We start from the raw sequence: 14,326 nt of genomic DNA, 5'->3' as shown, positions 1-14,326 counted from the left end.
CAGGCCCTTTCCGTTTACGGTCGTATGCCCATGCGCGTCAGCCGGCGGCATGGGCGACGTCCTTGTCGAGTTCGGGTGCGGCGGGCTTTTTCCCGATGGCGCTCTCCGCCGATCCCTCGCGGGGCAGCTGGAGGGTCAGGAAGCCCAGTACCACGGTGGCCACCGCGATAACGGCGTAGTACCACATGAAATCGCCGGTGACGTTCTTCAAAAATCCCGCGGTGTAGTTTCCGATGATGCCACCGACTCCCTGGGTCACATTAGTCACGCCGAAGATAACTGTCGCCGCAGCACCCGATGCCGACTTAGAGACATAGGCGGGCACTAGCCCATAGATGGGGTAGAAGGCGAGGGCGAAGAGAACTCCGGAGACCATCGGGAGGAATCCGACCGGGGCGAACACCAGTAGCAGGGCGGAGATGAAGAAGAGCGCGTAACACATGACAAGCGAGGCGCGGACGCCGATCCGGTCGGAGAGCCAGCCCACCGCGAAACCTGCGAACATTCCGATGACGCCGATGGTTCCCCAGACCTTGGCCGCGAAGTCGATGTCAAATCCCAGGCCCTCGCGCAGATAAGGTGAGAGGTAGTTCTGGAACGGCATGCAGGCGAAACCGTTCAGGAACTTCATTATCCAGACGATGACAACCCAGCGCACCAGCACCATGCGCCAGCCGGCACTTGCGCTGCTGTCCTGCCGGAGGGTGCCGGTCTCCGTGACGTCATCCGCGCCGCTGCCCTCGGGTTTGAAGAGCCCCAGGCGGAAGAAGGTGAAGGTGGCTATTGCCGTCACCATCAGCGTCCCGAACCCGACGGAGTACCACAGGCCACGCCAGTTGTCGTGCTGAACGAACGACGGGACCAGCAGGCTGTTGACGAAGACGCCGTAGCTGGTTCCGCTGGACACCAGCCCCAGCACCTTGCCGCGGTGCCGGTAGTCGATGACCCGGCCGACGATCTCGACCAAGGGCACATAGACGGAGGCGGCGGTGCCGCCCGTGATCGTCAGCAGCAGCGCGATGAGCACGATGTTGTCACTCACCGGCACTAGTGCGAGACATAGACCGCACAGTGCCACCGATCCGATGACGACCTGGCTGCCGCCGATACGGGTCGACAGCCAGGTGCCGAACAGAGCGAACACCAGGAAGCCGAGCTGTCCGGCCGCCGTGATCGTCCCGACTACCGTGTAGTCGAACCCGAGGTCCTTGCGCATATCAGTGACGATCTGCGCGAAGAGGTAGAAGCCGAAACCATACGTAGCCGCCACAAAACTGGTCAGCAGCACCGTCGCGACGAATCCGGTGATCGCCTTGGAACGTTTTTCGGCGGATTGCTTTTCCGTAACCACCATCGTGGGCCTTTCTGATTTCTTCATGACTTCCGTGCGACGTGGATAACGAAGTCCACGTCCTCGATCGCGAAGTTCTCGCGGAAGTCGCCGAAGTTCTGGATCGCGTCGAAGCCGGCATCGATCAGCAGCGACGACAGCTCGCCCGAGAGAATTGGATAGACCTCGAGGTGGTGCGTGCTGCCGTCCGGGAAGTCGTACTGGAAGCGGCACAGCTGCTCATCGACATGCGCGACGGTGACGGTTGCCCCGGTCCCGCAGTAGTAGTAGTTCCCGCTGCTCCGGTACCGGTGCTGACGAATGGCGTCGAAGTTCCGGTGGTCGATGATGAGAATGCCGCCGGGATTCAGCGCCTCGTAGAACTCGGTGAGTACGGCGCGCCGGTCCGGCTCCTGGAACAGATGCGGGAACGAACTGCCCAGACACACGATCGCGTCGTAACGGCCATCGATGCTCTCCCGCAGGCTGCGCCAGTCCGCCTGAAGAACGCGGAAGTTCTGTCCGTGCCGCTCAGCGTTGCGTCGCGTCCGCTCGATCATCTCCGCGCTGCCGTCCGCGGCGGTGACATCGAAGCCCTGCTGGGCCAGGGTGACGGAGTGGTAGCCCGTACCCGCCGCGACATCGAGCACGCGCTGGGCTTCCGCTCCGTTCAGGAGCTCCATGAAGAAGTCCTGCTCGCTCGCCCGACGGCGGTCCCAGTCGATCAGCTGGTCCCAGCGGTCCACGAGAGTGCGGACGTACTGGCCCTCGAAGTCGTCCGGCACAGCCGCTTCCGCTGTCGGACCATGGTCCGCGATCCGGGTTGCGTTCGTGGTCATATTCGTCCTCCGGCGGTGCGAAGTTGAGGATGGGTGAGGAGCCGACCGAGGCCCGAACGCCTCGGTCGGCGGGGGGATTCAGGCGAACTTCGCTGCGAAAGCGCGGTATTTCAGCGCTAGTTCATCGGCCCATTCGGACGCGTCACCGAGCTTCATGCTCAGGCACTCGTAGCCGAGCAGCCGCTTCATGACCGTCATCTCCGACTCGGTGAAGTGCACCGTTCCGTCGTCGTCGATCCAGTCGATACCGTCCGCGCGCTGACAGTCCTCGTTGATACGGATCGCCTCGGCCAGCCCGAGGCCGTCGGGCAGGTCGACCGTGCCGCCGTTCCGGTGGACGCGAACCGGGTAGCCGCCGGGCAGGCCGCCGGGCGCGGGGGCATGGGCGAGCACCCCGCTGTCCGTGGCCATTCCCTTCAGGACGCGAACGGCGGAGGAGGCGGTCAGCAGCTGACCGTCGATCCCGCCGAGTCGCTTAAGGCGGTTGTCGAGCTGGGCAAAGACTGCGCCGTGGTCCACCTCCACGGGCCCCGGCTGTCCCGCCACCTGCACGGACAGGTGGTACGCGCCCTTCCCGGCGTCGCCGAAGCGCGGTACGTAGTGGCTGAAGTAGTGCTGTGCGGTCAGTCGCAGTTCCACATCGGCGGGATGTGCGTCCAGTAGATGCGCGGCGCCCAGGGTCAGCGCCGGCACGATGTTGGCTACATTGCCCACCCCGATGGTGGGTGCCAGACCGACCTTGTCCAGGATCGGGCCCACCGCATCGGGAAAGGCCGCGTTGACGACCTTGACGTCCACACCCGATGCGCGCACCGCCTGCATCAGCAGGTGGTTGAGCGTCAGATGCATTGGCAGCCACGGCCCGAACTGCGCCTCGTCGAGCTCCTCGAAGGTCTCCTGGGGCAGGGCGGTGATGACCCGCCAGGACTGCAGGGAGCCACCCATGAAGATGATGTCCGGGCAGACCTCGGCGATGGTCTCCGCGGTGGCGTCTACATCGCGGAGGTCGACATGAACGGTGTCGACCGTGCCGTGATGCCCGAGGTTGTGGGCGGTGAACAACGCCAAGTTGCCTCGCCTGCGGATGGTTTCGGTGTCGCGTCCGGCCAGCACGATCCGGTTGGTCGCCGGGTCACTCAGCAGCATGGTGAGTACCTTGGCGGACAGGTCTCCCATGCCCACCAGCATGATGAGCGGCTTGTCGGGACCGTCAGTGTGGGAAGTCAAGGGTTCGCCTCCGGGACGTACGTAGGGACTCAGCGCGGGTAGGAGCCGTTGTCGGCGCGCAGCAGGGCGCCGGTCAGCGTCCGGGACTCGTCGCTGAGCAGGTAGGCGCACACATCGGCCACGTATTCGGGGAGGATGTCGCCGTCGAGCTGCTCCTGGCGCTTGTACTCGGCGTAGCGGTATTCCGGGATCCGGTCGGCGATGGCCGTGTTCACGATGAGGCCCGGCGATACGACGTTGACCCGAATGTAGGGGGCGAAGTTCATAGCGTTGGACTTGGTGAGGCCGATCACTCCGGCCTTGACGGTCCCGTACAGGGCGTCGGAGCTGCCGACCTCGCCTGCGACCGAGGCGAGGTTGACGATGGCGCCGCGACGCTTGGCCTGGAACAGGTGGTCCGCGAAGCGCGCGGAGAGCCATACCGGGCCCTTGACGTTGACCGCGATGACTCGTTCGATAGTGGCGTCGTCGTACTCCCAGACCGGTTGTCCGAGGTAGAGGCCGGCGTTGTTGACCAGGCCGTCAACCTCTGGGTGCCCAGCGAGGACCTGGTCCATGAAGGCGTCGCAGTCCCCGTGCGATGCCACGTCGGTGATGTGGGTCTCCAGCGCGCGGCCACGATGCTCCTCGGCAAGCGCCTTGAGGCCCGGCTCGTCGATGTCGCAAGTGATGACGGTCTTGCCGGCGTCCAGAAGCCGGCCCACCAGGGCACGTCCGACACCGCTGGCTCCGCCCGTGACGATCACAGTGTTGACGCTCATATCGATGCCTCCTCGGCCGGCTGCAGCCGGTACTGGTCCAGGTGCTCGTAGAAGGGGCGGCAGTAGCGCTCGAACTCGCGCAGGTCGGGCCGCGCCTCGTAGGTGAAGCGGTATTTGCGCTGCGGTGCGCTGAAGCCGCTGCTGGCGGCCACGTCCGTGTGCCAGCCGCTCCAGGTGGTCCACTCGGGCTGCTCCCCGGAGGACCACTTCAGGGCTTCGGGGAGGAAGGAGATCCCGGCAGCCTCGCAGTACGCGGCGATGGTGGCCTGGGGGCGGGCGGCGAGATCCGCCGCGTTGACGACCAGCGGGACGGTGCCGGTCAGCTCCCGTACGAAGTCGAAGGTCTTGGCGAGCTGTTCGTAGCCGAGGACCTCACGCGTGAGTTCTGGGTGCACGGTGGCGTGCGAGAGTACGGCTTCCTCGGGATCCCGGATCAGGAAGGTGTTGACCTGGCCGAGCAGGTACTCGGGGTCCTTCAGCAGATGGTCGAGACAGTGGTACGGGAAGTCCTTGTGGAACACCGGACGTTCCAGACGGGCCGTCTCCATCATCCGCTTGATGTCCGGATAGGTCATCGGGTGACCGGGATCCGGATTCTTGTGCGGAATCGCGGCACGCTCTTCGTGCATGAAGAAGACGTAGGCGAAGGACTCGTGGAACACCTTGAAGTCGCCCCGCTCGATGAATGAGCGCTCCAGGGCGGTGGACATCGATCTGGGATGGCTCCAGAGCGCGATGGAACGATGCATACAGCATCTCCTCGATGGTGTGGTGAAACGCCTCTTACCGCCCGCTTCCCGACAGCAGCAGAGGCTGTGCGGAAGCGGATACGGTCTGGAATTGATGCGCGACGAAGTCGATCAGTTTCCGGGTGTTCGCCATGACTTCGGCGTACGTCGAGATGAACGAGCCGTAGTGAGCAAATTCCTCGGGGCACATGCCGACCGGGTCGTACGCACGGTGGAAGGAAGGCAGCCACATCAGCTTCGCGAGAATCTCTTCCGGCACTTCCTGCTCGATGGCCTTTGCATCGAAGGCTGAAAGTTCGCTCTCTCGACGCATGACGTCGGATATGAACTGTGGCTTGCAGGTGTAGGCGATCGCGCCGCCCGCGCTCTGTTCCAGATGCATGCTCAGCGTGCCGCTGCCCTTGGCCGGATCGTCGACCTCAAGGCTGGAGAGCAGCGGCTTGACCGGATGGCCGTTCTCCCGGATCCGGGAGTGGATGCGCTTGAGGATGGCGACCTCGGCCCACCGTAAATCGGTCTGGGTGAGCTCGATTTCGCGAATGGCCGCTTCGTAGCGGAGATCGTGATTGGCCCCGAAGCGCCCGATCATATGCGTGAAGACGGCGCGCCATCGGCTGGTGTCTATGCTCTGGGCATGGGCCTGCCGCAGCCCGGTTTCGACCGCCTCGGCACAGGCGATAAACTGCGGAACCGTATAGGACAACGTGGAGTTGATGGAGATTCCGCGGGCCACCAGCTGGCGGATGACCTCGTATCCTTGTTTGGTGCCGGGCACCTTCACCATGAGATTCGGGGATATTCGGGCGATCCGCAGCGCCTGCTCCAGCATGAGGTCGGCATTGAGCATCAGGCGCGGGTCGAGCTGTCCGGAGACCCAGCCGAAACGGCCGTTGCTGGACTGCCATAGCGGCAACATCTCCCGCGCCGCGCGGCGTAGTGCCTCCTCGTAGACGAGGGAGAAGGTGCTCTCCACATCGGGAGCCAGCTGATAGCGGATGAGCTCCTGGATGTCCTCGCGCCAGGATTCCGGGGAAGCCAGCACGCTCTGCGCGACAAGGGACGGATTGGTCGTGATGCCGCGCACCAGGGAAACGTCGGGGGCGGCTGGACACAAGAAGCGGTCGAGCTGTTCCTTCCAGCGCTCCCGGGTTTCCGGGTCCGGCGCACCGGCCAGTTGCCGGTCGCGCCACCGGGGGAAGTCGAGCGGCGAGGAATCCCACCAGATCTCGGCCGACTCACCAACGCGCTGCAGCTCTTCGAGAACACTCGGCATGAGTTTCGTACCTTTCCAGTTCGGTTCTCCGGAGGGGAAGGCGTGCTCATTGACTAAACCAGGTCGTGCTGACGGACCGATATCGATGCGATACTGCGCCGTTCTCGCGCAGCTCTCACCGGGCTGCGAATTCGGCCGAATCTCCGGTGAGCCACTGGTCCAGCAATCCGGGAAGCAGCTTCATCGAGTCAAAGGTGATCGCTCCCGCGGCCGCCAGGGTCGGTGCCGTACCACTTTCCGGCGGCGCGTAGCCGAACACCGCCATGCCGGCTGCGGTGCCGGCCTGCACGCCGACCAGGCTGTCCTCGACGACCGCGCACTGCCGGGCGGGGGCGCCGAGATCGGCTGCAGCGTGCAGGAACAGTCCGGGGTCCGGCTTCCATACACCGACCTCGTAGGCGCTGTAGATCCGATCCTCGAAAGAGGACAACAGGCCGGTCAATCCGAGGGTGTTGAGGATCTTCTCCCGAGGCGCACTGGACGCCGTACAGAAGGGCAGGACGAGGTCGTCGATGACCTGCTTCACATGGGGAACGGGCCGCAGTTCGGTGGCGAACAAGGCCGCGGACCTGCTGCGGAACTCCGGGACGAAGCCAGCCGGCAGTGCCCTGCCCAGCCGTACCTCCAACTGCGCAACCCACTCGGCGACCTTGCGACCCCGGATGAATTCGAGCGCCTGCACCGGGGAAAAGTCAAGACCTTCCTCCGCCGCCAATTCCCGCATGGCGCGCGAGCTCAGTGTCTCACTGTCGACAAGAACTCCGTCGCAGTCAAATATGACCAGATGTTTCGCCATGGAGGGGGCTCCTCTGCCGTCCTGCCCGGTGTGCTGTGAATGGTCCCCAAGGACGGCTCCTGTAGCTTCCGCCCCGAGGCTTTACCCAGCAAAGCAAAGCGTTCTTACGATTCGCTCTTCGCTCGATACCGCGACACCGGAGGGTTGGATCAAAGTCACCCAATTCGGGCGCGGATGACAGAGTCGGAGACGCTGCCTGGCGCCGCCATCACGGTGTAGCTAGCTTCCTCTCAGGCGCATGACGACCACCCCGGTGCCGAGCATCGCGCTTCATCCATCTCTGCCGATCACCTTTGCCGTCGGACCTTGACCAGGCGCCCGCACGAGAGGGAGTTCAATGAAGTTCGGAGTTCTCGGCCCACTTTCCCTGATGGACGGAAGCGATTCACTGCTTCCGTCCGCTCCCAAGACCCGTCAGCTCCTGGCTCTACTGCTGCTCAACGCGAATTCCCCCGTGGCCCTGGACACCTGCGTCCAGGAACTCTGGGGCGCAGACGCGCCGCGCAGCGCGGTGCAGAGCGTCCATACCCGGGTGTTCCAGATTCGGCAGGCCCTGGCCGGCCCCGCATCCGGGAGGACCGCGGAAGAGGTCAAGCAGATCCTCGAGACGCATCACCAGGGGTATTCGCTGCGCGTCGAGCACGGAGCTCTCGATCTGCACTCCCTGGAACAGTATTTGGCGGACTTCCGGCAGGCCCAGTCGCGAAAGGACGATCTGCTCGCCTCTGTCACACTACGTTCCGCCCTCGATCTCTGGCGCGGGCACACTCTGCTGGACGTACAGCACGGTACGCACATCCAGGCCATTGTCACGGGCCTGGAATACCTTCATATGACCGCTCTGGAGCAGTGCATCGATGCCGAACTACGGCTCGGCATGCATCATCAGCTGCTATCCGAACTCAGCACCCTCGTTTCCCGGCACCCAGTGCACGAAAATCTGCACGCCCAATACATGATCGCGCTGTACCGGTCAGGCCGTACCGCACAATCCCTTGAGGCGTATCACAGGCTTCACGAAAAGCTCACCGACGAACTCGGCATCGCACCATCCCAAAGGATCAGGCAGTTGCACATGGCCGTACTCACCGAGAGTACGGAGCTCGATGTCACCCCGCCGGAGAGGATGAAGCTCTCACTGGATCTCATGGCAAGCCGGTAGAGCAATTCAACGCTATTGATTGAGGAGGAGAGCGTACGTGTCAGCCACACACGTGCACTCGGTGTCCGGTTCCGGTTCGATGCATCCCGATATCCGGCGGGTCCGCCGGTTCGAGACCCGTATCGCGGTGTGCGCCGGTGGTGGAGAAATCTGCGACGGATGGGTGCTCGGAGTAGTCGGCGCCGCCCTGCCACTGGCCCACAGAGACCTGGAACTGACCCCCGTATGGGCCGGACTGATCGGCTCGGCTTCGCTGATCGGTCTGTTCTTCGGCGGTCTTATCTTCGGCTGGGTCACCGACAAAGTCGGCCGGCAGAAGATGTATCTGATCGACCTGATCGTGTTTCTCATCGGCTCCTTGCTGCAACTCGTGGTCCAGGACGCGATGCAACTGCTGGCCGTCCGGCTCGTCATGGGTGCCGCGGTGGGAGCCGATTACGCCATCGCCGGCGCCCTCGTCGCGGAATTCGCACCACCGAAGAGAAGAGGGCGGCTGCTGGCCTCCCTCATCGTCTTCTGGTACATCGGCTACACACTCGCGGCCGCCTTCGGCTTCGCGCTGACGTCCTGGGCCACTGACGGCTCCATGTGGCGCTGGATCCTGGCCAGCAGCGCGGTGCCGTCCCTCGTCGTGCTGCTGGCGCGGCTGGGCACCCCGGAATCGCCGAGCTGGCTAGCGAGCAAGGGCCGGATCGCGGAGGCCGAGGCGATCAGCGAGCGCTGGCTCGGCAGAAAGCTCGATCGGTCCGGCATCGACGAGGAGCCGGTGAAGACGAGTCATCGCCTGCTGTTCTCCCGGCCCTACCTCCGACGAACTCTGTTCACCAGCCTGTTCTGGCTCTGCCAGGTCACACCGTTCTTCGCGATCTCCACCTTCTCCCCACAGGCGCTGAGCTCCCTGGGCGCCCCGAGCGACGGGGTCGGTGAGCTGCTGCTCAACCTCTTTCTGCTGGCGGGCTGTCTGACCGGAATGACGGTGATCGACCGGCTGGGCCGCCGCAGGCTCCTGATCTGGCCGTTCGTGGTCACCGCCGGCGCCCTGCTCGCGCTAGGGCTGTGGCCGCACGGTCCTCAATGGGCCATCGCGATGTGCTTCGGCGTCTTCGCGCTGTTCCACGCCGGGTCCAGCGTGCTCCAGGCGGTGTATCCCAGCGAGGTGTTCCCGACGCAGATCCGGGCCACGGGAATCGGCTTCGCCGCCGCAGTGAGCCGTATCGGAGCGGCCGTCGGCACCTTCCTCATCCCCATGGGTCTCGATGCATGGGGAGTCAGCGCGGTCATGCTGCTCGGCTGCGCGCTCTCCCTGGTCGGCGCGCTGGTGTCGCTCGCCTGGGCTCCAGAGACCAGCGGGTTGGAACTGGCGCAGGTGAGCCGCCGGTACGCGCCCTCCCGGACCGAACAGCGGCACCGGCCACAAGGACTTTGAAGACCACCCTCACAAGGAGTGCCATGACCCGCCGTCTGTTCACCTCGGAGTCCGTCACCGAGGGCCACCCCGACAAGATCGCCGACCAGATCAGCGACACCATTCTCGATGCGCTCCTGACGGCGGACCCGGCCTCCAGGGTCGCGGTCGAGACGCTCATCACCACCGGCCAGGTGCACGTGGCCGGCGAGGTGACCACCAATGCCTACGTCGATATCCCCGCCCTCGTCCGCAACAAGATCCTTGACATCGGGTACGACTCCTCCAAGAAGGGCTTCGACGGCGCTTCCTGCGGCGTGACGGTGTCCATCGGCGCACAGTCCCCCGACATCGCCCAGGGCGTCGACACCGCGTACGAGAAGCGGATCGGTGGTGCCGCATCCGGCACCACCGACGACGAGCTGGACAAGCAGGGCGCCGGCGACCAGGGCCTGATGTTCGGGTACGCCAGCGACGAGACCCCGGAGCTGATGCCGCTGCCGATCCACCTCGCGCACCGGCTCTCGCGCCGGCTGACCGAGGTGCGCAAGAACGGCACCGTCCCCTACCTGCGCCCGGACGGCAAGACCCAGGTCACCGTCGAGTACCTGGGCAGCAAGGCGGTCCGGCTCGACACGGTCGTGGTCTCCTCGCAGCACGCCTCCGACATCGACCTGGAGTCGCTGCTGACCCCGGATATCCGGGAGTTCGTGGTCGAGGCGGTGCTCAAGGAACTCGCCGAAGAGGGCATCGGGCTGGAGACCGATGGCTACCGGCTACTGGTCAACCCGACTGGCCGCTTCGAGATCGGCGGCCCCATGGGCGACGCCGGTCTCACGGGCCGCAAGATCATCATCGACACGTACGGCGGCATGGCCCGGCACGGCGGCGGTGCCTTCTCCGGCAAGGACCCGTCCAAGGTCGACCGCTCAGCCGCGTACGCCATGCGCTACGTCGCGAAGAACGTCGTGGCCGCGGGTCTGTCCCAACGCTGCGAGGTGCAGGTCGCGTACGCGATCGGTAAGGCCGAGCCGGTCGGTCTCTTCGTCGAGACCTTCGGCACCGCCGCCGTCGCAGTGCCGGAGATCGAGCGCGCGATCAAGGAAGTCTTCGACCTCCGCCCGGCCGCGATCATCCGTGATCTCGACCTGCTCCGCCCCATCTACGCAGATACGGCCGCGTACGGGCACTTCGGCCGCGAACTGGAGTCCTTCACTTGGGAGCGCACCGACCGTGCCGACGCCCTGCGCAAGGCCACGGGGCGGTAGACCGTGACCGGCGAGTGCAACAGGCGGACCACCGCCACCAGCACCTTGCGTTCGGCCGTCACCGGCGACGAGCCCTCCTTCTCCTTCGAGTTCTTCCCGCCGAAGACCGAGGCTGGGGCCCGTGTGCTATGGGATGTGATCCGCCGGGTCGAGGCTCTGTCCCCCACCTTCGTCTCGGTCACCTACGGCGCCGGCGGCTCATCCCGGGACCGTACGGTCGAGGTCACCCAGTCCATCGCGTCCGAGACCACGCTGCGGCCGGTGGCTCATCTCACCGCAGTCGGGCATTCGGTGGCCGAACTGCGGTGCATCATCGGGCAGTACGCGGACGCCGGCATCCGCGACATCTTGGTGGTGCGCGGTGACCCGCCAGGCGACCCGCGGGGTGCCTGGACACCGCACCCCCAGGGCCTGACCTACGCGTCCGAACTCGTCGAACTCGTCCGCTCGCTGGGGAAGTTCAGCGTTGGTGTCGCGGCCTTTCCCGAGCGGCACCCGCGGTCGGCCGACTGGGATAGCGACATCCGGCACTTCGTGGCGAAGTGCCGGGCGGGCGCCGACTATGCCCTCACCCAGATGTTCTTCGATGTCGAGGACTATCTGCGACTCCGGGACCAGGTGGCGGCGGCCGGCTGTGACACCCCGATCATCCCCGAGATCATGCCCGCCACCGACGTCCGTCAGATCAGCCGCTTCGCCGAACTCAGCAACGCGGCCTTCCCCGAGGATCTCGCACACCGTCTCGAAGCCGTACGCGACGACCGGGAGGCCTCGTACCGCGTCGGCGTCGAGCACGCGACCGCCATGGGGCAACGTCTCCTGGCCGAGGGCGCACCCGGCCTGCACTACATCACGCTCAACCGGTCCACCGCGGCGCTCGAGATCCACCAGAACATTCAGAACTCACGGAGTGCCCATGCCCTCGCAGCCCACCGCTGACTTCACGGACTTCAAGGTCGCCGACCTGTCGCTGGCTGAGTTCGGCCGCAAGGAGATCACCCTCGCCGAGCATGAGATGCCCGGTCTGACGGCGATCTGCAAGGAGTTCGCCCGGAAGCAACCGCTGGCCGGTGCCCGTATCACCGGGTCGCTGCACATGACCGTGCAGACCGCCGTCCTGATCGAGACCCTGGCCGCCCTCGGCGCCGAGGTCCGCTGGGCCTCCTGCAACATCTACTCCACGCAGGACCACGCCGCGGCTGCCATCGCCGCGGCGGGCATCCCGGTCTTCGCCTGGAAAGGCGAGACCCTGGAGGAGTACTGGTGGTGCACGGAACAGGCGCTCAGCTGGCCGGACGGCGCCGGCCCGAACATGATCCTGGACCACGGCGGGGATGCCGTCCTCCTCGTCCACAAGGGCGTCGAGTGCCAGAAGGCTGGTGCTGTCCCCGACCCCGCGACGGACGACAACGAGGAACTCGCCGTCGTGCTCGCTCTGTTGCGCGACAGTAAGCGCGACTGGGCCGCCCTGGCCTCCGAGATCCGTGGTGTCACGGAGGAGACCACCACCGGTGTGCACCGTCTCTACGAGATGCAGCGCGACGGTGACCTGCTCTTCCCGGCGATCAACGTGAACGACGCCGTCACCAAGTCGAAGTTCGACAACAAGTACGGCTGCCGCCACTCCCTGATCGACGGCATCAACCGCGCCACCGACGTCCTCATCGGCGGCAAGACCGCCGTGGTCTGCGGCTACGGCGACGTCGGCAAGGGCTGCGCGGAGTCGCTCCGTGGCCAGGGCGCCCGCGTCATCGTCACCGAGATCGACCCGATCTGCGCGCTGCAGGCCGCGATGGACGGCTACCAGGTCACCACCCTCGAAGAGGTCGTCGAGACCGCCGACATCTTCATCACCACCACGGGCAACAAGGACATCATCCTGGCGTCCGACATGGCGCGGATGAAGCACCAGGCGATCGTCGGCAACATCGGTCACTTCGACAACGAGATCGACATGGCCGGCCTGGCCAAGCTCCCGGGCATCGTCAAGGACGAGGTCAAGCCGCAGGTCCACACCTGGACCCACCCCGACGGCAAGGTCCTGATCGTGCTGTCCGAGGGCCGTCTGCTCAACCTGGGCAACGCCACCGGCCACCCGTCCTTCGTGATGTCCAACTCCTTCGCGGACCAGACCCTGGCCCAGATCGAGCTGTTCACCAAGCCGGAGGAGTACCCGACCGACGTCTACGTGCTCCCCAAGCACCTCGACGAGAAGGTCGCCCGCCTCCACCTCGACGCGCTGGGCGTCAAGCTCACCGAGCTGCGCCCCGAGCAGGCCGCCTACATCGGCGTCCAGGGCGAAGGCCCCTACAAGCCCGACCACTACCGCTACTGATCACCTCCGATCAGCTGACACCGACCACCGCAAGCGACTCCTAGGGGATGTCGTGCGTATCGCCGTTACCGGTTCTATCGCCACTGACCATCTGGCGACCTTCCCCGGAAGGTTTGCCGATGAGTTGATGTCCGATCACCTCGCCCATGTATCGCTCTCCTTTCTCGTTGACGACCTGGAGGTACGACGTGGCGGAGTCGCCGCGAACATCGCGTTCGGCCTCGGTGTTCTGGGGCTGACGCCGTACCTGGCCGGTGCGGTCGGCACGGATTTCGACGAATACCGGATCTGGCTGAAAGAACACGGCGTCGACGCCGAGCATGTGCGGGTCTCCAGCCGGCTACAGACCGCGCGTTTCATGTGCACCACCGACCTGGACCGGAACCAGATCGCCTCTTTCTACGCGGGGGCCATGGCCGAAGCCGCGCAGATCGACCTCTCCCGGGTCGCGGAGCGAACGGGAGGCATCGATCTGGTGCTGCTCTCGCCCAATTCCCCCGATGCCATGCTCCGGCATACGGAACAGTGCAGGCAACTGCGTCTGCCGTTCGCGGCCGACCCCTCTCAGCAGCTGGCCCGGCTGACCCGCGAGGAAGTTCGCCACCTCATCACCGGTGCGCGGTGGTTGTTCACCAACGCGTACGAATCCGCCCTCCTGCTGGAAATCAGCGGCTGGACACGGGAAGAAATTCTTTCCCGGTTGGGCGCATGGATCACCACACGGGGAGCCGACGGAGTCTCCATCGAAACCGCCGACGAGGAAGCGGTATCGTTCCCGGCCGTAGCGCCGTCCACCATCGTGGATCCCACGGGATTCGGCGATGCTTTCAGGGCTGGGTTCCTCGCCGGTACCAGCTGGAGACGCCCCGTACTCTCGGCGATCCCGCTGGGCTGCGCCCTGGCCACCAGAGCACTGGAAAGCGTGGGTTCACAGCAGTACACCGTGTCATCGACCGACCTGTTGACGCACATCGCTGACACGTTTGGCGGTCCCGTCACTGCCCTTCTCGCCCCACATGTGGAAACCCGACCGTGATCGGGCTGATCGTCATCCTGCTCCCTGTCGTGGGGTGCGCTGTGTCCGTGATGTACGTACGCGGGCGGGCCATCCATTGGGATCAGTCGGCGCTGACCACGGACCCCCGGTCGTTTCCGTACCCCCAGGCCGAAGAAAGGGAATA

General features: G+C 65.2%; 13 protein-coding genes. 6 read left to right on the top strand and 7 right to left on the bottom strand.

Translation table 11 applies throughout. The features are described from left to right. Positions 1-37: 37 nt before the first annotated feature. The 7 genes from KI385_RS35085 to KI385_RS35055 all read right to left on the bottom strand — a co-directional run bounded on the left by KI385_RS35085 (position 38) and on the right by KI385_RS35055 (position 6,975). Positions 38-1,378 carry an MFS transporter gene (locus KI385_RS35085; RefSeq protein ID WP_238576075.1) on the bottom strand — a complete coding sequence of 447 codons (1,341 nt, stop codon included), beginning with the start codon at positions 1,376-1,378 and terminating at the stop codon, positions 38-40. Continuing rightward, positions 1,375-2,169 (bottom strand): class I SAM-dependent methyltransferase, encoded by a 795-nt coding sequence (locus KI385_RS35080; RefSeq protein ID WP_238576074.1) that lies wholly within the window; start codon positions 2,167-2,169, stop codon positions 1,375-1,377. The genes KI385_RS35085 and KI385_RS35080 overlap by 4 nt, the downstream gene beginning before the upstream one ends. Before the next feature lie 78 nt (positions 2,170-2,247). Continuing rightward, complete coding sequence (locus tag KI385_RS35075) at positions 2,248-3,396, bottom strand: hypothetical protein (RefSeq protein ID WP_238576073.1); 1,149 nt, start codon at positions 3,394-3,396, stop codon at positions 2,248-2,250. 29 nt (positions 3,397-3,425) lie between these two features. Then, positions 3,426-4,157 (bottom strand): SDR family NAD(P)-dependent oxidoreductase, encoded by a 732-nt coding sequence (locus tag KI385_RS35070; protein ID WP_238576072.1) that lies wholly within the window; start codon positions 4,155-4,157, stop codon positions 3,426-3,428. After that, positions 4,154-4,906, bottom strand: a complete 753-nt coding sequence (locus KI385_RS35065) for a sulfotransferase-like domain-containing protein (RefSeq protein WP_238576071.1) — start codon at positions 4,904-4,906, stop codon at positions 4,154-4,156. Before KI385_RS35065 ends, KI385_RS35070 begins: the two co-directional genes overlap by 4 nt. A 34-nt stretch (positions 4,907-4,940) precedes the next feature. Further along, entirely contained in the window at positions 4,941-6,179 is a 1,239-nt protein-coding gene (locus KI385_RS35060; RefSeq protein WP_238576070.1) for a transaldolase family protein, read from the bottom strand. A 115-nt stretch (positions 6,180-6,294) separates the two neighbouring features. Further along, positions 6,295-6,975, bottom strand: a complete 681-nt coding sequence (locus KI385_RS35055) for an HAD-IA family hydrolase (protein ID WP_238576069.1) — start codon at positions 6,973-6,975, stop codon at positions 6,295-6,297. Between the two features lie 337 nt (positions 6,976-7,312). Between KI385_RS35055 and KI385_RS35050 the strand changes: the two genes are divergently transcribed. The 6 genes from KI385_RS35050 to KI385_RS35025 are packed head-to-tail and all read left to right on the top strand — an operon-like array spanning position 7,313 to position 14,181. Next, on the top strand, positions 7,313-8,137 hold the full coding sequence (locus tag KI385_RS35050) for an AfsR/SARP family transcriptional regulator (protein ID WP_238576068.1): 825 nt from the start codon (positions 7,313-7,315) through the stop codon (positions 8,135-8,137). Between the two features lie 37 nt (positions 8,138-8,174). Next, positions 8,175-9,563 (top strand): MFS transporter, encoded by a 1,389-nt coding sequence (locus KI385_RS35045; RefSeq protein WP_238576067.1) that lies wholly within the window; start codon positions 8,175-8,177, stop codon positions 9,561-9,563. Between the two features lie 23 nt (positions 9,564-9,586). Continuing rightward, the gene (metK, locus tag KI385_RS35040) at positions 9,587-10,810 is read left to right on the top strand and encodes a methionine adenosyltransferase (RefSeq protein ID WP_238576066.1); all 1,224 of its coding nucleotides are present in this window, start codon (positions 9,587-9,589) and stop codon (positions 10,808-10,810) included. 45 nt (positions 10,811-10,855) lie between these two features. After that, entirely contained in the window at positions 10,856-11,749 is an 894-nt protein-coding gene (gene metF, locus KI385_RS35035) for a methylenetetrahydrofolate reductase [NAD(P)H] (protein ID WP_238577983.1), read from the top strand. Then, entirely contained in the window at positions 11,727-13,145 is a 1,419-nt protein-coding gene (ahcY, locus tag KI385_RS35030) for an adenosylhomocysteinase (protein ID WP_238576065.1), read from the top strand. The genes metF and ahcY overlap by 23 nt, the downstream gene beginning before the upstream one ends. 52 nt (positions 13,146-13,197) lie before the next feature. Then, entirely contained in the window at positions 13,198-14,181 is a 984-nt protein-coding gene (locus KI385_RS35025; protein WP_238576064.1) for a carbohydrate kinase family protein, read from the top strand. The last annotated feature ends 145 nt before the right edge of the window (positions 14,182-14,326 follow it).

This window comes from Streptomyces inhibens, assembly GCF_022221585.1.
Lineage (GTDB): Bacteria > Actinomycetota > Actinomycetes > Streptomycetales > Streptomycetaceae > Streptomyces > Streptomyces inhibens.
This window is presented reverse-complemented; position numbering and strand designations above follow the sequence as displayed.